The 18956-nt window shown below is 39.5% G+C and carries 24 protein-coding genes and 1 tRNA gene; all 25 read left to right on the top strand.

What is annotated here, in order from left to right; genetic code table 11:
* The first annotated feature begins 4 nt into the window (after positions 1–4).
* The 25 genes from purS (at position 5) to HCCG_RS07505 (ending at position 18945) form a co-directional block, all read left to right on the top strand.
* The gene (purS, locus tag HCCG_RS07625) at positions 5–247 is read left to right on the top strand and encodes a phosphoribosylformylglycinamidine synthase subunit PurS (protein WP_002956901.1); all 243 of its coding nucleotides are present in this window, start codon (positions 5–7) and stop codon (positions 245–247) included.
* Positions 244–903 carry a phosphoribosylformylglycinamidine synthase subunit PurQ gene (purQ, locus tag HCCG_RS07620; protein WP_002956900.1) on the top strand — a complete coding sequence of 220 codons (660 nt, stop codon included), beginning with the start codon at positions 244–246 and terminating at the stop codon, positions 901–903. The genes purS and purQ overlap by 4 nt, the downstream gene beginning before the upstream one ends.
* Positions 904–928: 25 nt before the next feature.
* On the top strand, positions 929–2023 hold the full coding sequence (locus HCCG_RS07615) for an SH3 domain-containing protein (protein ID WP_002956899.1): 1095 nt from the start codon (positions 929–931) through the stop codon (positions 2021–2023).
* Positions 2007–2735 (top strand): 1-acylglycerol-3-phosphate O-acyltransferase, encoded by a 729-nt coding sequence (locus tag HCCG_RS07610; RefSeq protein ID WP_002956898.1) that lies wholly within the window; start codon positions 2007–2009, stop codon positions 2733–2735. Before HCCG_RS07615 ends, HCCG_RS07610 begins: the two co-directional genes overlap by 17 nt.
* An 84-nt stretch (positions 2736–2819) precedes the next feature.
* Positions 2820–2895: transfer RNA gene (locus HCCG_RS07605), tRNA-Ala, on the top strand.
* Between the two features lie 94 nt (positions 2896–2989).
* On the top strand, positions 2990–3898 hold the full coding sequence (locus HCCG_RS07600; protein WP_014666602.1) for a radical SAM protein: 909 nt from the start codon (positions 2990–2992) through the stop codon (positions 3896–3898).
* Complete coding sequence (locus HCCG_RS07595) at positions 3895–4986, top strand: radical SAM protein (protein ID WP_002956896.1); 1092 nt, start codon at positions 3895–3897, stop codon at positions 4984–4986. The genes HCCG_RS07600 and HCCG_RS07595 overlap by 4 nt, the downstream gene beginning before the upstream one ends.
* A gap of 11 nt (positions 4987–4997) precedes the next feature.
* The gene (locus HCCG_RS07590; RefSeq protein ID WP_015453551.1) at positions 4998–5474 is read left to right on the top strand and encodes a radical SAM protein; all 477 of its coding nucleotides are present in this window, start codon (positions 4998–5000) and stop codon (positions 5472–5474) included.
* The gene (locus HCCG_RS07585) at positions 5471–6082 is read left to right on the top strand and encodes an SPASM domain-containing protein (RefSeq protein WP_002956895.1); all 612 of its coding nucleotides are present in this window, start codon (positions 5471–5473) and stop codon (positions 6080–6082) included. The genes HCCG_RS07590 and HCCG_RS07585 overlap by 4 nt, the downstream gene beginning before the upstream one ends.
* Before the next feature lie 10 nt (positions 6083–6092).
* Positions 6093–6584 (top strand): class I SAM-dependent methyltransferase, encoded by a 492-nt coding sequence (locus tag HCCG_RS07580; RefSeq protein WP_002956894.1) that lies wholly within the window; start codon positions 6093–6095, stop codon positions 6582–6584.
* A 47-nt stretch (positions 6585–6631) separates the two neighbouring features.
* A complete protein-coding gene (locus tag HCCG_RS12590) occupies positions 6632–6805 on the top strand; it encodes a hypothetical protein (protein ID WP_014666604.1) in 174 nt (57 codons plus the stop codon).
* The gene (locus HCCG_RS11530; RefSeq protein WP_002956893.1) at positions 6802–8238 is read left to right on the top strand and encodes a 1-deoxy-D-xylulose-5-phosphate synthase N-terminal domain-containing protein; all 1437 of its coding nucleotides are present in this window, start codon (positions 6802–6804) and stop codon (positions 8236–8238) included. The genes HCCG_RS12590 and HCCG_RS11530 overlap by 4 nt, the downstream gene beginning before the upstream one ends.
* Positions 8238–9173: a transketolase gene (locus HCCG_RS07560; RefSeq protein WP_002956892.1), complete on the top strand. Its 936-nt coding sequence runs from the start codon at positions 8238–8240 to the stop codon at positions 9171–9173. Before HCCG_RS11530 ends, HCCG_RS07560 begins: the two co-directional genes overlap by 1 nt.
* Positions 9170–10081 (top strand): transketolase family protein, encoded by a 912-nt coding sequence (locus HCCG_RS07555; RefSeq protein ID WP_002956891.1) that lies wholly within the window; start codon positions 9170–9172, stop codon positions 10079–10081. The genes HCCG_RS07560 and HCCG_RS07555 overlap by 4 nt, the downstream gene beginning before the upstream one ends.
* 17 nt (positions 10082–10098) lie before the next feature.
* Positions 10099–10953, top strand: a complete 855-nt coding sequence (locus tag HCCG_RS07550; protein ID WP_015453546.1) for an SDR family oxidoreductase — start codon at positions 10099–10101, stop codon at positions 10951–10953.
* Between the two features lie 52 nt (positions 10954–11005).
* Positions 11006–12127, top strand: coding sequence for a radical SAM protein (locus HCCG_RS07545; protein WP_002956889.1), 1122 nt, complete (start codon positions 11006–11008; stop codon positions 12125–12127).
* A gap of 33 nt (positions 12128–12160) precedes the next feature.
* Positions 12161–12820, top strand: a complete 660-nt coding sequence (locus tag HCCG_RS07540) for a class I SAM-dependent methyltransferase (RefSeq protein WP_002956888.1) — start codon at positions 12161–12163, stop codon at positions 12818–12820.
* 28 nt (positions 12821–12848) lie between these two features.
* On the top strand, positions 12849–13916 hold the full coding sequence (locus tag HCCG_RS07535; protein WP_002956887.1) for a radical SAM protein: 1068 nt from the start codon (positions 12849–12851) through the stop codon (positions 13914–13916).
* Positions 13917–13928: 12 nt separating this feature from the next.
* On the top strand, positions 13929–14864 hold the full coding sequence (locus tag HCCG_RS07530; RefSeq protein ID WP_015453544.1) for a methyltransferase domain-containing protein: 936 nt from the start codon (positions 13929–13931) through the stop codon (positions 14862–14864).
* Position 14865: 1 nt separating this feature from the next.
* The gene (locus tag HCCG_RS07525) at positions 14866–15168 is read left to right on the top strand and encodes a hypothetical protein (protein ID WP_014666611.1); all 303 of its coding nucleotides are present in this window, start codon (positions 14866–14868) and stop codon (positions 15166–15168) included.
* Positions 15161–16381, top strand: a complete 1221-nt coding sequence (locus tag HCCG_RS07520) for a class I SAM-dependent methyltransferase (RefSeq protein ID WP_002956885.1) — start codon at positions 15161–15163, stop codon at positions 16379–16381. Before HCCG_RS07525 ends, HCCG_RS07520 begins: the two co-directional genes overlap by 8 nt.
* Entirely contained in the window at positions 16378–17451 is a 1074-nt protein-coding gene (locus HCCG_RS07515) for a class I SAM-dependent methyltransferase (RefSeq protein WP_002956884.1), read from the top strand. The genes HCCG_RS07520 and HCCG_RS07515 overlap by 4 nt, the downstream gene beginning before the upstream one ends.
* Positions 17451–17564 carry an SDR family oxidoreductase gene (locus tag HCCG_RS12200; protein ID WP_148271589.1) on the top strand — a complete coding sequence of 38 codons (114 nt, stop codon included), beginning with the start codon at positions 17451–17453 and terminating at the stop codon, positions 17562–17564. Before HCCG_RS07515 ends, HCCG_RS12200 begins: the two co-directional genes overlap by 1 nt.
* On the top strand, positions 17536–18186 hold the full coding sequence (locus HCCG_RS07510; protein WP_002956883.1) for an SDR family oxidoreductase: 651 nt from the start codon (positions 17536–17538) through the stop codon (positions 18184–18186). Before HCCG_RS12200 ends, HCCG_RS07510 begins: the two co-directional genes overlap by 29 nt.
* Before the next feature lie 24 nt (positions 18187–18210).
* Positions 18211–18945 carry an O-methyltransferase gene (locus HCCG_RS07505; RefSeq protein WP_034548281.1) on the top strand — a complete coding sequence of 245 codons (735 nt, stop codon included), beginning with the start codon at positions 18211–18213 and terminating at the stop codon, positions 18943–18945.
* Positions 18946–18956: the final 11 nt, after the last annotated feature.

Here is an 18956-nt window from a genome sequence, read left to right as displayed (position 1 = left end):
GTGTATGCAGGTTAGAGTTCTTGTTTCACTTAAAAATGGGGTGCTTGACCCACAGGCAAAGGCTATTTTTCACGCTTTGAATGCACACGGATTTGAATCTTTAAAGGGTGTTAAGCTTTCAAAAGAGATTTTGCTAGATTTGCAGGAAGATAATGCGGATAAAGCCTATGAAATTGCAAAAAATATGTGTGAAGAGTTGCTTACCAATATTGTGATTGAAGATTATAATATTGAGATTGTTCAATGAAAGTAGCTGTGGTTAGATTCCCGGGGACAAATTGCGAGTTTGATACGCAGTATGCCTTTGAAAAGCTTGGGGCGGAAGTATGTATTCTTTGGCACAAACAGAGTGAGATTCCAGCAGATACACAGCTTGTGGTTGTGCCCGGTGGCTTTAGCTATGGGGATTATTTGCGTTGTGGGGCGATTGCACAATTTTCGCCGATTATGAAAGCGATTAGGGAGTATGCTTTGCAAGGTGGCAGGGTGCTTGGAATCTGCAATGGCTTTCAGATTCTGTGCGAAGCAGGATTGCTACCCGGAGCCTTAAAACGCAATGAGAATCTGCACTTTATTTCAAAAATACAAACATTGCGTGTGGTGAATAAAAATAATATTTTTCTGCGTTCTTATGCTAAAAATCAAGAGATAGCCCTGCCTATTGCACACGCCGATGGCAATTATTTTATTGATGAGAGTGGTTTAGAGGCATTGAGGGCAAATGAGCAGATTCTGCTTGAGTATGTGGATAATCCTAATGGTTCGGTTGGCGGAATTGCTGGGGTGTGTGACGAAGCTAAAAATGTCTTTGGGCTTATGCCCCACCCGGAGAGAGCGATTGAAATGGTGCTTGGTGGCTGTGATGGGGTGGCGATGCTTGATAACCTTTTGCAAAAAGTTTAAGCAAAGAAGTTTAAGGAGTTAGAGAATGGGTAGGCTTCAAAATCTTTTATGGGTGTTGTTGTTTATTTTTGGACTAAATTTTGCCTATGCTGATACGCCTTCAAAAATTGCTTATCTCAATGTGGAATTTCCAAGTAATGATACAAGCTTGTATGTGGGGCAGGATATTGCTGTGAAGTATAGCCTAACCCTGCTTTCTCAAGCTAAACTTGTGGGTGTTGAGTTTCTAAATTTTAGTCAAAAAAATAATGTGGAGCTAAAAAATAAATCCGCGAGTTGGCAAGAGGGTAGCAATGGAATCTTGCAAAATACTTATGTGTATAAGATTAAAGGTAAAAATGTCATCTTGCCCCCTTTGCGTGTGAAAGTAGCTTCAGCTGATGGGAGCTATGAAGAAGAGGTGGTCGCTAATGGAGCGAAGTTTCAGGCTGTGGAGCTAAATAATAATCCAAACTATGCAAATGTCATTGCAGATTCAATGGAAGTTGTGGATTATCGTGTGAAAGAATATGATGAGCAAAATAATGTAGTTATTTTTCAAATTGAAAGCAGAGGCGGCACATTTCAAAGTATGAAAATAGGGCAGTATGCCAAGCAGGGCTTGGAAGATAGCAAGGTGGTTGATGGTGTAACTTATGGAATCTATTATGTTGTGCTAGATAAGGCTTTGCGTTCTTTGTCGTTTGATTATTTTAGTTTGAGTAAAAAGCAGTTTGTGAATATCACTCTGCCTATTAATCTCACGCGTAACAGCATTGATGAGGGCGGGGATATTAAACCACGCAATACTTTTTTGATGTTTAAGAATCTATTGCTTGGTGGGCTTATTGTTTTTGTGGTTTTAGTGTGGGTTGTGTTTAAAAAAATCCGTAAGATAAGTCTCGTTGTGCTTGTTGCGCTTCTTTTATTGTTGGCATACAATATCTTTTTTAGTGCGACTTCAGGTGTGGTGCAAACTGGGGCGAATATTAGCATTATCCCATCGCATAATTCTACGATTATGGAAGTGGTCAAAACACCCACAAAAGTGGATATTATAGGCGAGTATGAGGAGTATTATAAGATTATTATAGATTCTAAAGTTGGCTGGATAAGGAAAGAATATGTGGGCAAAAACTAGAGCGATTTTTGCGACACTCTCCATTGCGTTGTATCTGCCTATTATTATCGCACAGATTTATTTGACGCGTTTTAAGGAAAATGGTAGGTGGGCTAGACGGCAGTGTCGTTGGTTTTTTAGCTTAAATGGTTTATCGGTTGAGCGTGTGGGGGACTATGATAAGGATGCACAGCTTTTGGCGATGAATCATCAAAGTGTTACGGATATCATTTACTTTGAAGGCTTCCATCCGGCTAATTTGTGCTGGGTAGCTAAAAAACAGCTTGGCGAGATTCCACTTTATGGACACGCACTCAAAGCTCCTGATATGATTTTGATTGATAGGGAAGATAAGAATGGGATTGTATTTTTGCTAAAAGAAGCTAAGAAGGCACTAGCACAAAATCGCCCTATTGCTATTTTTCCAGAAGGCACGAGAAGTAAGGGGGGAGAGAAGTTTTTGCCTTTTAAGCCCGGGGCTAGGATTCTAGCTTCTAAGTTGAAGCTTAGAATCCAGCCTGTGGTGCTTATTAACACGCGTAAGTTGTATAATACTTCGCCTTTGTCTATTGAAACAAATAAGGCTAGAGTGGTGCTTATGGAGGCTTTTACACCAGACTTTGATGATGAAAATTGGTATAAAAAGCTTGAAGTGAGTATGCAGGAAGTGTATCTTAAACACTACCACGAGCTAAATAAGATGGATTTAAGCAACAATTTGGCACAATGTTAGTCTCTTTTTGGTTGCGAGATTTTGCTTGTTTGGTAAATTTGTCCTTTTTTGCGATGTTTTTTTTGAAAGTTTCTTTATTTTTTTGGGGTGTTAGCTCAGTTGGGAGAGTGCAACGCTGGCAGCGTTGAGGTCAGGGGTTCGACCCCCCTACACTCCACCATTAGGTTATTTTTTAGTTTAAAAGGTGTTTGTTATGATACAACTTGAGAATAAAAGTATTATTACCCCCCCCCCCCACATACAATTATGTAGCTTTGTTTCTCACGCTTCATTGTAATCTTTCTTGCCCATATTGTATTAATCTCAACGAAGCGAATTCTAGTAGAAAAAGTGTTATCCGCAATCATATTGAGCCGGAGAAGTGGCTGGATTTTATTGCACGATTAGAGCTTTATGATAAAAATGGAGTGTGGCGTGAGGATATGCCACTAACCTTGCAAGGTGGAGAGCCTACCACCTATAAAGGTTTTTATACGCTTGTAAATGGGATTCCAAATAAGTTTAAGCTTGATTTACTTACAAATTTTATGTTTAATGTCGATGAATTTATAGACAAGATTCCAGCTTCAAAATTTACCCGTGATGCAAAATATGCCGCCATTCGTGTGAGTTATCACCCCGGGCAAAATAAGATAGAAGATTTGATACAAAAGCATCATAAAATGCGTGACGCTGGGTTTTATGTAGGAATCTACTCTGTTGCTACACCGCAGAATCTTGCACATATCAAGGAAGTTCAAGATATTTGTTTAAAAGAAGGTATTGATTTTCGGTTGAAAGAATACCTTGGATTTGATGGTAAGGAGTGGCACGGGACATACAAATATCCAGAGGCAATTTCTCAAAATGTCAATCGTTTTTGCGAGTGCAAAACAAGTGAGTTGCTTATCGCCCCAAATGGTGGAGTGTATAGATGTCATTCAGATTTATATGAATCTCGCACACCTATTGGCAGCATTTTGGATCCAAAGTTTCAGATTCAAGACATATACCGCCCTTGCTTTGTATATGGACACTGCAATCCTTGCGATATAAAGGTAAAAACAAATCGTTTTCAAGAGTTTGGTCATACTTCAGTTGATATTAAGCATATAAGGGATTTAACACCTTTAGAATCTAATGCCCTTGCAAATGGTGATTATGGCTTGGGGATAGAAAAATGAGCGATAAATTTCGTATAGATTCTCATAAATTGCTTTTTCATCCTAAGCGTGTAAGCCAGTGGCAAGAGGCGTATGGAGATTGGGAAAAAGAAAAGCTTATCTATCCCATTTATGTGGAGGTCTCACCCTATGGGGGCTGTAATCATCGCTGCACTTTTTGCGGGGTTGATTATATGGGCTATAAGAGTATTAAGATTGATGTAGATGTGTATGCTAGGGCAATAGCAGATATGGGGAGACTTGGTGTTAAAAGTGTAATGTTTGCTGGGGAGGGAGAGCCATTTTTGCATAAAGATTTACCGCAAATGGTGGCATTAAGTAAAGATTCTGGCGTTGATGTAGGCATCACTACAAATTTTGTAATGGCAAATGAAAAGAATTTACCTACTATACTTAAATATGCAAGTTGGATAAAAGTCAGCCTTAATGCTGGGGACAAAGAAAGCTATGCCAGAATTCATCGCACTAAAGAGGCGGATTTTGAAAAAGTGCTTGAGAATCTGAGCTTGGCTGTGCGTTTGAGGCAGGAGCAAGGCTCTTCTTGCACAATTGGAGCACAAATGCTACTCTTACCACAAAACTATCATACCACTTTTATACTTGCTTCTCGCCTTAAGGCAATAGGCGTTGATTATCTTGTGATTAAGCCCTATTCACAGCATTTATTTAGCAAGACAAGAGAATATGAAAGGCTTGATTATACCGCTTATCTTGCTTTGGAGCAGCAGCTTGATACGCTTAATGATGGGCAATTTCAAGTGGTGTTTAGGGCACAAACAATGAAAAAACTCCAAACAAAACAAACTTATGAGAAATGCTACTCTACACCATATTTTTGGGGATATATTTCTTCAAATGGCGATGTGTATGGGTGTAGTTGTTATTTAGGACAGGAAAAGTTTGCTTATGGAAATATCAATAGTGGAAGTTTTGAATCTATTTGGCAGGGCGATAGACGGGCTGAAAATGCAAAATTTATACGAGAAAAGCTGAATATATCACAATGTAGGGTGAATTGCCGTATGGATTCCGTCAATCGTTATTTGTGGGAGCTTTCTCACCCAAATTCTCATATTAATTTTATCTAAAAGGCAGAATGATGAATAAGAAGTTTGTTTTAGATTCACACAAGTTGCATTATCATTTTGAACGCGTTGCGGAGTATGCAAAAAATGGGGATTGTTACCCCATATATATGGAAGTATCTCCTGTTGGCTTATGTAATCATAGGTGTGTGTTTTGTGCATATGATTATATTAACTATCCAAATCGCAAGTTGGATAAAGAGAGATTTTTAAGCTTTCTTGATGAGGCACTTGGACTAGGTATTAAAAGTATATTATACGCAGGAGAGGGAGAGCCACTCTTGCACCCGCATATTGGGGAGTTTGTGCAAAGAACAAATGAGCTTGGTATAGATGCAGGTATGTTTAGTAATGGTGAAATGCTAAGCGAAAAGAAAGCCCGTGGTGTGTTGCCATATTTAAAGTTTTTGCGTTTTAGCTTTAATGGTGGGAATGCTGAAATTTATGCCAAGATTCACAAACCAAATGCGGGGGGGGGGGCAACCTTATGAGTAAAGTTATTCAAAATATCGCCTATGCAGCAAAATTACGCAAAGAAGAGAATCTAGAGCTTGATTTAGGTTCGCAGTTTGTGTTGCTTGAAGAAAATAAAGATTCCTTGCTTGAAGGGGTGCAGACACTTAGGGAATGCGGTGTGGATTTTATCTCTATTAAGCCTTTTGTATTTCAAAATGAGCAACAAAAATATCGCTCCAAGCAAGACTTAGATTCTGAAGAGATTGCTTCTCTTGTTGCAAGGGCAAAGGTATATGAGACGGATAATTTTAAGGTTATTTTTAGAGAGAATGCTTTTGAAAATACCCATCAAGAGCGTCAATACAAGCATTGTCGTGGGTGCAGTTTTATTACCACATTAAATTCCGCTGGAGATATGGCGACTTGTCTGCCTTATTGGGATAAGCAGGAATTTGTCTATGGCAATATTTATAAGCAGAATTTTTATGAAATATGGAATGGTGAGAAAAGAGCCAAAATTAAAACTTTTTTAGAAACAAAGCTTGATGTTGGGACTTGTCCTAAGAATTGTCGTCCTAATGCGATTAATGAATTTTTGGAAGACATTTTAGAAGCAAAAGTCAAGCATATTAATTTTATCTAAAGGAGTGAAAATGCAAAACGCTAAATCCAAAACAAAAACATTCAACGAATGCGTAGAATCCTATAATGATGGCAAAAAAGGCGATATGGGCTATATCTCATCGTATGTGTATTGGCACGATCCTGTGCGTGTAGCAATAAGTGCTTCTCGTTATAAGTTTGTTTCAAAGATGATGAGTGGGCTTGATAAGGTGCTAGAGCTTGGCTGTGCTGATGCCTTTTACTCACAAATCGTAGCTGATAGGGTTGGCACACTTGTAGCGAGTGATTTTGATGAATTGTTTATTGGACAGGCAAAGGAACTAGGTAGGGCTAAGAATATGGAGCTTAGAGTGCTTGACTTGACCAAAGAGCCTTGTGAGAATGAGTTTGATGGGGTATATGCTCTTGATGTGCTTGAGCATATCCACCCAAAAGATGAAGATGCCTTTATGCGTAATATTACACGCGCATTGAAAAAGAATGGTGCGGATTCTGTTTCTGGTGGTGGGGGGGGGGTATAGCCATATTTGGCATACCTAGTCTTGAAAGTCAAGTCTATGCAAGTAGAATGAGCAAACTTGAACATATTAATTGTAAAAATGGAGATGAGTTGAAAAAGTTTTGTCAAAAGTATTTTCATCATTGTTTTGTCTTTAGTATGAATGATGAAGTGGTGCATACAGGTTTTTATCCTATGGCACATTATTTATTAGCTTTATGTGTGGGAGCAAAAGAGTTATGATTAAAAAAGAGAAACTTACTTCGCAATTTGTGCGTGAAGAGAGTATAGCATTTTCCTGTAGGCATAATGCTGGACATTTAGCCTCATCGTTATCCAGTGTGGAAATTTTAACGACACTTTTTAGGGAATTTTTACATTTTAATGTGGAAAATCCACAAGATTCATCGCGTGATAGACTTGTGTTTTCAAAAGGACACGGCTGTTATGCGTATTATGTGATCTTAAATGCTTTGGGATTTATACCTGATGATGTATTTTATTCTTTTGGCACAGAATCTAGTGTGTTAAAGGGCTGCGTGAGCTATACGCCCGAGTTTATGCTTGAAGCTTCAACGGGTTCTTTGGGACACGGATTGCCTATTGCTGTGGGTATGGCTCAAAGCCTTAAAATGCAGGGAAAAAATAATAAAGTCGTGTGTATCATAGGCGATGGCGAAATGCAGGAGGGAAGTAACTTTGAAGCCTTGGCATCTGCATATCGCTTTAAGCTTGATAATTTACTTATCATCATTGATGCAAATGATTTGAGTGCGATGGATAGGCTTGAGCATATTGGGCTTCCAAATGATACGCTTTCACGCGTCTTAAGGGCGTATGTAGATGAAGAGTGTTTTTATGATATTGATGGGCATAATGAAAATGCTTTGAGAGAGGCTTATAGGCATTTTTTTGACGATGCTAAAGGCTTAAGTATTATCGTTGCACGCACGATTAAGGGCAAGGGTGTAGCAATGATAGAATCTAATGCGAAATATCACTATCGCTGCCCTTTGCAAGATGGCTTTGTATGGCAAGATAAGGCAATGGATATAAGTAGGGCAAGTATCGCTCAGCAGGAGAAAAGCCACACTACACAGACTTCCACTCCCACTTGGATTGAGGCTCACACTCCCACAAATGCTAAACAAAATGCCACAATCAGTGGCCCCCAAACTCTAGCAAATAAAAAGCAGATTATGGACGCCTTGTATCCGTATTTTGCTAATGATGAAAAAATGGTCTTGCTTGTTGGTGATATGGGCTTTGCTGTGCTTGATTCTTATTTTGAGCATTTTTCATATCGCGTGTTTAATGTCGGCATTGCCGAGCAAGCTATGGTGGGAATGGCAGCGGGTATGTATCTTAGCGGATTAAAGCCTGTTGTGTATGCGCAGATTCCATTTTTGAGTATGAGGGCTTATGAGCAGATACGATATGATGTGTGTGAGCATTACTTGGGCGTGATTATAATAGGTGTGGGTGCGGATAATTATTTTAAAGCATTGGGAAGGAGTCATTGTATGGATAGTGATGATATAAAATTAATGGAGATACTGCCACAACTTCAAATTGTATCTTTAGATGAAAATGGCGTAAAAATGGCGTTGGAGCGGTATTTTTCTGCTAAAAATCTTTCATCGCCCCCCCCCCCGCTGTATATCAGGAGCATATAATGCTAGGGTATGTAACAACGCAAAAAAATCCGCAGCACTTCGTGCTGCAAATGAGTTTGCTTACATTAATTCATTTGCGGATTCTGCGGATTTATCTGCGGGTTTGTCTGTGGAGGTGGCGTATGCGTAATGCGGCACTTGAGATAAGAAAGCAGATTCTTGGTATTGCTAATCGTGCAAAAAGTCCGCATATCGGCTCTGCACTTTCTTGCGCGGATATATTAAGTTTGATTTATGGAGAGATACTTTATCTGCCTTATGCAAATGAAGTGGACTTTAAAAACAGAGATATTTTTCTTTTATCTAAAGCACATTCTGCTATGGCTTTATATGCGAGTTTATATCATTATGGCTATATGAGTAAGGAGCAGATAGAGGGCTATTATAGCAATGGAGGCACACTCCCAGCACATACGGATAAAACAAGTAGTCCATATATTGAAATGTCAGCAGGTAGCCTAGGACACGGGTTGCCTATTGCTGTGGGTATGGCTATGAGTATAAGGGGGCAAAAAAACGCGCAAGGTAAGCAACGCAAGGTTGTGGTGCTTATGGGAGATGGCGAGGTGCAAGAGGGGAGCGTGTGGGAAGCGGCAATGTTTGCCCCAAAACAGAATCTGAGTCATCTTATGGTGCTTATTGATAGGAATGATTTACAAGGCTATGGTAGAGCAAGTGAGCTGCTTTCCTATGAGCCATTGGAACAAAAATGGAGTGCATTTGGCTGGGAATGCAAAAGGGTAGATGGACATAATATGGAGATGATGAAAGAAAGCATAATGACACATTGCCTAAGCCAAACACACAAGCCCCTTGTGTTGATTTGTGATACGACAAAGGGTAAGGGTGTGGGATTTATGGAGAATAAATTAGAGTGGCATTATTACCTTGTGAGTGATGAAGTGTATCATAATGCCCTAAAGGAGCTGCAATGAGAAATGCTATTGCCGAATCTATCACACAAAAAGCGAGTGTGGATAAAGATTTTTTCCTTATCACAGGCGATGCGGGGCTTGGCGTATGGGATACTTATCAACAAGAGTATCCACATCAATATGTGAATCCGGGCATTAATGAAGCTTTATGTGTGGGAATGGCAGCGGGTATGGCGATGTGTGGCAAAAAGGTGGTGTATTACAATATCGCTCCATTTGTCATTATGCGTCCTTATGAGCAGGTGCGAAATGATATTTGCTATCAAGGATTGCCTGTTATACTTATCGGCACGGGTAGTGGGCTTACCTATATGCCAAGTGGTATGACGCACTATGCGGTAGAAGATATACTTTTAGCTTCAAGTTTGCCTCATCTTAATATTTTTTCTCCTTGTGATGCCTTAGAGGCAAAGGCGTGTTTTGAGTATGCTTATACTTCTTTAAATCCAAGCTACATAAGGATTCCAAAAGCGGGAGAGCCTATTTTTCATACAAAACCTTTAGATGATGTAACACAAGCACAGATTCTAAGAAAATCTCATAGCGATATGGTGCTTGTTACATATAGCAGTATCATAAGTGAAGTGCTAAAAGTAGCAGATGAGCTGAACGCAAGTGTTGTAAGTATGCCTTTTATTAATTCTATGAATTCACAGATTATAGAGCTGCTTGGTAGCTATAAACGCATTGTTGTGATAGAGGAGCATTATAGCTATGGAGGGCTAGGAACATTACTCAAAGAGAGATTGGCAAAAGAGAGAGTAAATAGGGAAGTGCAGGTGATTGGTTTAGAAAATGACTATATCCATCTCATTGGGAATCAAGAATATGGAAGAGCACATTTTGGGCTTTCCTGTGAGGGAATTAGAGATAAGATTCTATCTTCACCCCCCCCCCGCAGTAAATAAAAAGAGAAAGAGAAGAAATGAAGATTCACAAGATGAACTTTTATCTTTTTATGCTCTTTTGGCATTATCTAATGTGGCAAGGGCAGATTCTGTGGTATTTGGCGTTGCGTATGCGAGAAGAAAGTATGTCTAAGATAGCACTTATAACCGGTGCAAGTAAGGGTATAGGCAGGGCTATCGCTTATAGATTCTTACAAAAGGGGATAGTGTGTGTGCTTGTAGCAAGAAGTGAATCTAAGCTTAAAGAGATAGGTTTGCAATATCCAAAGTCTTGTTTTGTATATGCGTGTGATTTGCTTGAAAATGGGAGTTTAAAAGCATTTACTCACTTTTTGCAGATACACAAACTTGTGCCAAATGTCATTATCCACTCTCTTGGCGGACACGCATATAATGATAGACAGCCCCTATCGCAAGAAGCCCTTATAGAATCTATTCAGCTTAATCTTGGCGTAAGTGTGGCGTTAAATGAAGCCTATATCCCTTATATGCAGACTGAGCGTGATGGACATATCATTCATATTTCATCAGATTGTGTGCTTGATGGCTACTCTCCGCCGGGCTATGTTGCCGCAAAAGCGGCTATCAATGCCTATGTCAAAAGTAGTGCTAGATTCTATGCCAGAGATGGGATTGTCTTTCAAAGTGTAATGCCCGGCATTATTAATTTTAAAGGGAGTGCTTGGGAAAAAAAGTCTCATACACAAGCCTATCATATACGCAAAGCTCATTTGGCTAGAGGTGAGTTTGGCACGCCAGAAGAGGTGGCATCTTTTGTAGTTTCACTTTGTGAATCTAAAAATATGCTTACAAGTGGAGCGGAGTTTTTGCTTAATGGTGGTGGCTATATCCGTGCAGGAGATAGTTTTTAGTAGGAACATTTGGATTTTTAAATACATTTAATCTTAAATCAAAGGAGTAAAAATGGCTGAAATTATTTTAGACGCATCAAAGGTGCTGTGGCACAAGGATAGAGTAGCAAAGTGGTTTAATGGAGGAAGGGTAGCACCTATTACCATAGATATGGCTTTAACTCAAGCTTGCCAGTATAGCTGTAAGTTTTGCTATGCACAGCTTCAACGCAATAAACCGCATAGAATCACGATGCAGGTGATGAAAGACTTTGTTGATGATTGTGCGGAAATGGGTGTAAAGGCAATCTCTTTGGTAAGCGATGGAGAAAGCACAGCAAATCCCATCTACAAGGAAGTTATTGCCTATATTAAGCAAAATGGCATTGATGTGGCTATGGCGAGCAATGGCTATGTGCTAGATTCTAAACCGCTCTATGAGATTTTACCTCATTTGACATATTTGCGATTTAATTTTTCTGGTGGCGAAGCACAGAGATATGCGGAGATTATGGGCGTTACTCCCGCACATTTTGAAAAGGTATGTGAAAATATCAAAGAAGCTGTGAGAATCAAAAAAGAGCGAAATCTTTCAGTAACGCTTGGTATGCAAATGGTGCTTATACCTCAGGATTCTGATCAAATTGTGCCTTTGGCAAAGCTTGGTAAAGAGCTAGGCGTAGATTATGTTGTGATTAAACATTGTAGCGATGATGAATCTGGGGCTTTGGGCGTGGATTATGACGCGTATAAGGAGTGCTTTGATTTGTTAAGAGAGGCGGAGAGTTATAGCACGAAAGACTATCTTGTGAAAGCAAAATGGAGCAAAATCACTTCTGGAAGTGGGGCAAATCGCAGCTATTCTAAATGCTATGGACCACCTTTGCATTTGCAGATTTCCGGCACTGGGCTTGTTGCACCTTGTGGAATGCTCTTTAATGAGAAATATTCTAAATTTCATATTGGCAATATCACGCAAACGCGTTTTAAGGATATTGTGGCAAGTGAGAGATATTGGGAAGTTATGGGGACTTTGGGTAGCTCTGCATTTGACGCAAGAAGTATGTGCGGGAGCTTATGTCTTCAGCATAAGAGCAATGAGATTTTAGATAAACTCAAAAAAGGCGAGATGAGCTTGGAATCTGCTCCAAATTCTACTATCACCCCCCCCCCGCAGCATATCAACTTTATTTGAGAACGCCGCTTAAGGTTGCGTAGGGAGAAAAATATGGGAAAGATGAGAGATATTTTTACTTCATTGCATAAAGCCACGCAAAGAGATTGCTTGGGGCGAATGATGGATTCTAAAGTGGAGTGTATGGAGATTGCCAAAAAGTTTGATAAAGACTTTTGGGACGGAGATAGGCGGTATGGCTATGGGGGCTATGCCTATGATGGACGGCAAAAAGCCATAGCAGATGCGTTAATCTCTACATATAATCTTAAAGAGAATGCTTCAATCCTTGATATAGGCTGTGGAAAAGGATTTTTACTCTATGAGTTAAAAAAGCTTTTGCCTAAAGCAAGAGTGGTGGGACTAGATATATCTTCTTATGCCATTGCTAATGCGAAAGAGGAGATTAAAGATAGTCTTTTTGTCTATGATGCAAAGGATATTTTGCCTTTTGGTGATAATGAATTTGATCTTATTTTATCGCTTGGCACTTTGCATAATCTGCCTATTTTTCATCTCAAAACCGCTTTGCAAGAAATGCAACGCGTGGGAAAAGAAAAGTTTGTAATGGTAGAGGGGTATCGTAATAATCAAGAATTGTTTAATTTGGAATGTTGGGCTTTGACTTGTGAGAGTTTTTTCCGTCCTGATGAATGGATTTGGCTTTTTGGCGAGTTTGGGTATAGCGGGGATTATGAATTTATTTATTTTTAAAAAAAAGTGATAAAAAAGGAGAAAAATAATGGGATTGCTTTATACACAATACAAAATGTTTCATTTTAAGGATAAGATAGATTCTCTCCCACGAGAATTAGTTACTGCCCCCCCCCCGCTACATGTGCGAATCAAACCCACAAATGTCTGCAATCACGACTGCTGGTTTTGTGCGTATAAGGATTCTAATATGCAGTTAGGCAAAGATATGGTGGAGCGTGATTTTATCCCTGAATCTAAAATGCTTGAGATTATTGATGATTGTGCGGAAATGGGTGTAAAGGCGATTACTTTTAGTGGTGGGGGCGAACCGCTTGTGTATAAATATATGCCTCAAACGCTGCGTAAGCTCGTGGAGACGCCCATTGCCTTTGCGACTTTGACAAATGGTGCTAGGCTCAAAGGGGAAGTGGCAGAGCTTTTTGCAAAATACGGCACTTGGGTTAGAGTGAGTATGGATGGATATGATAATGAAAGTTATCAAAAATTCCGCTCAACAGGTAAGGGCGAGTTTGATAAGATTATTACTAATATGGAGGCGTTTAAGAAAATTGGCGGGAAATGCTATCTTGGGGTGAGCTTTATTGTAGGGCAGGAAAATTATCACGCTATCTATTCGATGAGTAAGATTCTAAGTGAAATTGGTGTGGATTCTCTTAAAATCTCGCCTACGATTACAAGTAATGAGAGTGAGGCGACAAACGCCTATCACGCGAAAATTTATAATGAGGTAAAAGAGCAGGTGGCTCGTGCTCAGGCGGATTTTGGCTCTAGGCTAGAGATCTATGATTCTTATCATTATCAGCTTGAGAGTTTTGAAAAGTCATATACTTGGTGTCCTTATTCTCAAATGCTTATGGTTATAGGGGCGGATTTGGGGATTTATCCTTGTCAGGATAAGGCGTATAACATTGAAGAGGCGTTGCTTGGGAGTTTAAAGGATATTAGCTTTAAACAATGGTGGGCAGAGAATAAGGAGGCGTTTTTTAAGATTAATCCTAGTAAGGTATGTAATCATCACTGCGTGAGTGATAATAAAAATAAGGTTATTTTAGAATATTTGAATGCAGATAAAGAGCATTTGGGATTTGTGTAGGGAGCTATGGATATGAAATGTAGAGTGTGCGAAGGGCAGAATATAAAATGCGTGTGGGAGATGTTAGGGCATACGCCAAGTAAGCAGCTTTTTAAACAAAAGCAAGAGCAATATTGCCAGTGGGATATGCGTTTAAATGCGTGCGAGCAATGTGGATTCTTACAAATCAGTGAGCCTTTGAGTGCTAAGGTGCTTTATGCAAATTATCTTTTTCCCACTTCGTGGAAGCTCCACCCACACGCAAAAAGCCTTCTAGCACGGCTATGTGAGTTAGCTCCAAGTGGTAGTAAGATATGTGAGCTAGGCTGTAATGATGGGGCGTTTTTGTATGAGTTACAAAGTGCGTTGGCAAGTGAGGTGGCAGTGGGCATTGAGCCTTCAAAAGATGTCTATACTCTCGCAAAAGATAGGGGGCTTAATGTTATAAATGATTTTTTCAATCTCTCTTTAGCAGATTCTCTTTGCTCTCAATATGGAAGCTTTGATGTGATTTATTCTCGCCACGTTTTTGAGCATATAGAGGATTTGGCTTCATTTTTAGAGGGGATAAAGAAGCTTTGCCATAAGCAAAGTGTTGTGATGATTGAAGTGCCAAATTGTCAAAACGCCATAGAATCTGGCGATATAAGCATTTTTTGGGAAGAGCATTTAAGCTACTTTACTCCCGCACATTTGATATATACACTTGAAAAATATGGATTTTCTATTATGGAAAGTAGAGAATATGAGTTTAGTGGGGAGAGCTTGGTGTGCTTTGCTAGGGTGCGTGAAAGTGGAGATTCTAAAAATATAGAATCTATGGACTTTACTTCTCATTTTGCCCCTTATACACAAGCGGCTCTGGGCTTTTCACACATAGCCACAAAAAGACTAGATTCTCTTCTATCAATTATGCAAAGTATCAAGGCACAAAATAGAAGCATTTTAGCTTATGGGGGGGGGGCATAGTATGATAGATTTTATTAATCTCTATGCTAAAAAGTATGTGGATTATGTTATTGATGATGAGAGGCAAAAGCAGGGCTATATTTTGCCAGATTGTGGCAAGGAGATTATAGGCTTTGATATGCTCTCACAAGTAGAAGCTAAAAGCGTGGGGCTTGTGCTACTTGGGACTTATAAGGAAAATGAGGAGAATATTTTAGGTAAATGTAGGAATGTTTTGCCAAAAGATGTGATGTATATTCCACTTTATACTCCATCATCTCTTCAATCTATATCAAATCTACATAAAGGAGCAAACAATGAATGAATTTTTGAAGTTTTATGGCGAGCATCATATCTCGCCTGTGAGTCAGGATATTAGCGATTTTGAAAGGCATTTAGCAAGACGCAAACGATTGTATGAACTTGTGAATATCCACCCTTTTGCTTTTAGAGGGGCTAGAATGCTTGAAGTGGGAGCGGGGAGTGGATACAACACGCTTTTGTTTTTAAAGCTTGGAGCGATTGTTGATATTGTAGAGCCTAATGCTGCGGGAAGAGAGCAGATGATAAAGCTTTTTACGGAGTATAAGATTCCACAAGAGCAGTATAAGATTCACCCTTGCACCATAGAATCTTATGATAGTGCGGAAAGATATGACTTTATTATTGCAGAGGGCTTTTTACCTTGGGTGGATAAAAAGCAAAGAAAGGGCATTATCACACAGCTTTGGCGTTATGCGAAAAAGGACGCGGGGATTGTTGTAACAACGCAATGTGAGTTTTCATTTTTCTTAGAAGATTTGCGTAGGATTTTAGGGCTTGTGCTTGTGCGTAGGGTGAGTGAGTTTAAACAAAAAGTAGAAATGTTAAGCAAGGCTTTTGTCTCACATCTGCAGACTTTGGGCTTTGCTTCGCGTCCTATTGCGGATTGGGTAATTGATAATATTTTAAATCCTGCTGCTGATGTTAAGCCTTTGAGTATTCAAGGTTGTGTAGAAGAGTTTGCCTCTGTTGCGGGGGGGGGGTATTCTCCTTCTGTGCAAGAAAAAATCTCTATCAATCCTGCCACTTTGGAAGTGCTAGGAAGTTCGCCTAATATGATTGGGAATTTGAGCTGGTATAAGGATATGAGCTACTCTTATGGGGAGGTTATTTTAGAATCTTTTGAGCGGTTTAGACATATTTTGCTTTGCACGGAGTTTGGATTCTTCTGGCGTGAGGATAGGAAGAATACTTTGCTTTTAGAGCGATTAAGTGCTTTGAGAGAGCTTATTAAGGCTTATAGGGAGAGTGAGAGTGTGGAGAGTGTAAAAAAGATATGTGATATTTTAGATTCTATTATTGCTGAAAATGAAGATTTGGGTGAGTTTTTTACACAAAGTGTGAATGAATGTGTGGGGCTTTTGCGAGATTATGCTGATGGTGTGGCAGAACTCAATGCAGAATCTATTGCGTCTATGCCTACTTTTAAAAATGCGTGGGGTAGGGGACAGCAATATGTGAGCTTTGTAAAAAGGATAGAGGAGAATAGGATATGAGTGTGGAATCTCAAAAATGTTTGCTTTGTGGTGGCGAGATAATAAGTGTATATCACTCAAGCTATGGGTTCAGTGTGAGTAGTGAAAATGCGATTGTTAATGAAGATATTGAAGTATATGTTTGTAAAGACTGCACACATATACAGAAATTCCCAAAAGAATCTGTGCTATCTCATATTTATAAAAACTATCAAATAGATTCTATTCTGCCTTATGTGGAGCAGGTAAAATTTGGCGATGATGGTGCAAAAAGCATTAGCAGGAGAGTGATAGAAAACTGCTCTTGTTTTTTATCACAGGAGATGAAAGTGCTTGATTATGGTGCGGGGGGGGGGGCAATGCTAAATAGCTTATCCCAAGCCTATCCAAAAAGCTCGTTATATGCATATGATGTGAGTAGCCATAATAAGCATATTTTTGAGAATCTTCCGCAGTTTGTGGCGTTTTATGATGAGCTAGATTCTATTAATGAGCGTTTTGATTGCATTAGCCTTATTCATTGTTTGGAGCATATTATAAATGTGAGGGAGATTTTGCTGCGATTAAAGACATTGCTTAGTGAAAATGGTGTGCTACTCATTCAAGTGCCTGATGTGAGCCAAGATAAGTGGGATATTTTTACTTATGATCATTGCCATCACTTTTCGCCATTTACGCTAAGGGCGTTGCTGGAGAGCTGTGGATTTGATGTATATATTCCACAAATGCAGATTGATAGGCAGATTACCATAGTGGGTAAAAAGGCTCAATGCAAACTTTCAATCCCTAGCTTACTTTCTCATATTCAAGTTTTAGAGAATCTCAAAAGTGAAGATTCTGCTTTGAGTGTCTTTGGCACAACAAACCGCAGCACTTTGATAGGGGGGATTTTGGGCGATAGGCTAGAGTGTTTTATTGATGAAGATGAACGCAAGGTTGGCAAAACGCATTTGGATAAGCCTATTATGACACCACAAGAGAGATTTAAAAATGCTTATAAAGATGTGAAATGCATCATTCCTTTGGGTGATACACTTACCCAACGAATGCAGAATAGCTATCCTTATGTGGAATGTGTGGGATTGTCATAATGCAGATAAATCTCAAAATGCTAAAGGTGCTTATACTTGGTGGAAGCAGAGGGATTGGCTTAGAGATAGCTAAGGCTTTACATAGTGGGGGGGGGGGGGGTGAATGCGTGTGATATTACGCTTGTGGCTCGTTGTGAAAAAACACTTAAGGTTTTGCAAGAAAAGTATGGATTTAAGATTTTAGCCCTTGATGTGATGAGTGAGTTTGAAAAATTAAAAGAGTATTTACTAAAGGATACTCCTAATGTTATTGTGCATAACATTGGAGGGAGATTAGCCTGTGATAATCAAGCCTTAAGCTATGAGAGCTGGAGAAAAAGTATGGAATTTAATATGGGGATAAGTGTGCGTGTGAATGAAATATTACTCCCCATATTTGCAGAGGCTAAAGGCGGTATTATCTGTCATATCAGTTCAAATGCAGCTATTGATGGCAGTGGAGCACCCGGCTATGTTGCCGCAAAGGCGGCGATAAATGCCTATGTCAAAAGCAGTGCAAGATTTTATGCAAAGGATAATGTGCGTATTTTTGCCGTGATGCCCGGTATCATTGAAAGTGAAGTGTGGCAGGATAAAGCAAAACTAAATCCGCAATATGTAGAGCAAAGAAAGGCAGAGCAACCGCTTGGGAGATTTGCCTATCCTATTGAGATAGGAGAGTTTGTCGCTTCATTGATTGTAATGAATAATCCCCTCTGCAATGGGGCTATCTATACACTTACAGGTGGTGTATAGGAGTAAAAAACAAAGGAGAACACAATGTTAAACAAAATTGAAATGCACGATAGAATGGTGTCACATCATATTTTGGATTATTATGAGGCGAGTGAAGATGAGATAAACAAGAGAATCTTTGAGCGATGTCATAAGTATTCTAGATGTGATGAGATTGAAGAGTTTTCTTTGGAATTTCCAGAGGAGTTTCCCGGACAGCAGTATATGGGAGCAGATCCTATCGTAAGGAGATTTCAGCAACTTATGTTGCAGAGTATTAAAGCTAAAAATGTGCTAGAGATTGGCACTTTTGTGGGGGCTTCTACGATGAGTATGGCTAGCTCTATTGGTGAAGATGGGCGTGTGTGGAGTATTGAGAAGTATGACAGGTTTGCCAAGATTGCTAGGAAAAATTTTGAGAAAAATGGTGTGAAAAATATCACATTGCTTGAGGGTGATGCATTTGAGATATTGCAAACTTCGCTCCATAGTGCGGGGGGGGGGGTAGCTTTACCTGCTTCCTTTGATTTTATTTTCTTAGATGGGAATAAGGAGCATTATGCGGATTATTTTGAGATTTTATGGGATTTCTTGCGTGTGGGTGGAATCTTAATGGTAGATGATGGGCTGTTTCAAGGCGATATTTTAAACGATGTGCCTACCACACAAAAGGGACAGGGTGTGTTAAGGTTTTTAGAATCTGTGCGTGTTAAGGATAAGGCTTTTCCTGTGCTTTTACCTTTGGGCGTGGGAATTGGCTTTGTGTTGAAGCAGGGCTAGATAAGTGAAAT

The sequence above is a fragment of the Helicobacter cinaedi CCUG 18818 = ATCC BAA-847 genome (assembly GCF_000155475.1).
GTDB classification, from domain to species: Bacteria; Campylobacterota; Campylobacteria; order Campylobacterales; family Helicobacteraceae; genus Helicobacter_C; species Helicobacter_C cinaedi.
The sequence above is the reverse complement of the archived record's forward strand: the minus strand, read 5'-3'. Positions and strand labels throughout refer to the sequence as shown.

Bases quoted from the DNA above. Each gene is read 5' to 3' on its own strand.
- HCCG_RS07505 (WP_034548281.1), top strand. From the start codon at position 18,211: ATGTTAAACAAAATTGAAATGCACGATAGAATGGTGTCACATCATATT.
- HCCG_RS07545 (WP_002956889.1), top strand. From the start codon at position 11,006: ATGGCTGAAATTATTTTAGACGCATCAAAGGTGCTGTGGCACAAGGAT.
- HCCG_RS07590 (WP_015453551.1), top strand. From the start codon at position 4,998: ATGAATAAGAAGTTTGTTTTAGATTCACACAAGTTGCATTATCATTTT.
- HCCG_RS07515 (WP_002956884.1), top strand. From the start codon at position 16,378: ATGAGTGTGGAATCTCAAAAATGTTTGCTTTGTGGTGGCGAGATAATA.
- HCCG_RS12200 (WP_148271589.1), top strand. From the start codon at position 17,451: ATGCAGATAAATCTCAAAATGCTAAAGGTGCTTATACTTGGTGGAAGC.
- HCCG_RS07610 (WP_002956898.1), top strand. From the start codon at position 2,007: ATGTGGGCAAAAACTAGAGCGATTTTTGCGACACTCTCCATTGCGTTG.
- HCCG_RS07580 (WP_002956894.1), top strand. From the start codon at position 6,093: ATGCAAAACGCTAAATCCAAAACAAAAACATTCAACGAATGCGTAGAA.
- HCCG_RS07520 (WP_002956885.1), top strand. From the start codon at position 15,161: ATGAATGAATTTTTGAAGTTTTATGGCGAGCATCATATCTCGCCTGTG.
- HCCG_RS07555 (WP_002956891.1), top strand. From the start codon at position 9,170: ATGAGAAATGCTATTGCCGAATCTATCACACAAAAAGCGAGTGTGGAT.
- HCCG_RS07540 (WP_002956888.1), top strand. From the start codon at position 12,161: ATGGGAAAGATGAGAGATATTTTTACTTCATTGCATAAAGCCACGCAA.
- HCCG_RS11530 (WP_002956893.1), top strand. From the start codon at position 6,802: ATGATTAAAAAAGAGAAACTTACTTCGCAATTTGTGCGTGAAGAGAGT.
- HCCG_RS07525 (WP_014666611.1), top strand. From the start codon at position 14,866: ATGATAGATTTTATTAATCTCTATGCTAAAAAGTATGTGGATTATGTT.
- HCCG_RS07530 (WP_015453544.1), top strand. From the start codon at position 13,929: ATGAAATGTAGAGTGTGCGAAGGGCAGAATATAAAATGCGTGTGGGAG.
- purQ (WP_002956900.1), top strand. From the start codon at position 244: ATGAAAGTAGCTGTGGTTAGATTCCCGGGGACAAATTGCGAGTTTGAT.
- HCCG_RS07535 (WP_002956887.1), top strand. From the start codon at position 12,849: ATGGGATTGCTTTATACACAATACAAAATGTTTCATTTTAAGGATAAG.
- HCCG_RS07585 (WP_002956895.1), top strand. From the start codon at position 5,471: ATGAGTAAAGTTATTCAAAATATCGCCTATGCAGCAAAATTACGCAAA.
- purS (WP_002956901.1), top strand. From the start codon at position 5: ATGCAGGTTAGAGTTCTTGTTTCACTTAAAAATGGGGTGCTTGACCCA.
- HCCG_RS07595 (WP_002956896.1), top strand. From the start codon at position 3,895: ATGAGCGATAAATTTCGTATAGATTCTCATAAATTGCTTTTTCATCCT.
- HCCG_RS07615 (WP_002956899.1), top strand. From the start codon at position 929: ATGGGTAGGCTTCAAAATCTTTTATGGGTGTTGTTGTTTATTTTTGGA.
- HCCG_RS12590 (WP_014666604.1), top strand. From the start codon at position 6,632: ATGAGCAAACTTGAACATATTAATTGTAAAAATGGAGATGAGTTGAAA.
- HCCG_RS07560 (WP_002956892.1), top strand. From the start codon at position 8,238: ATGCTAGGGTATGTAACAACGCAAAAAAATCCGCAGCACTTCGTGCTG.
- HCCG_RS07550 (WP_015453546.1), top strand. From the start codon at position 10,099: ATGAAGATTCACAAGATGAACTTTTATCTTTTTATGCTCTTTTGGCAT.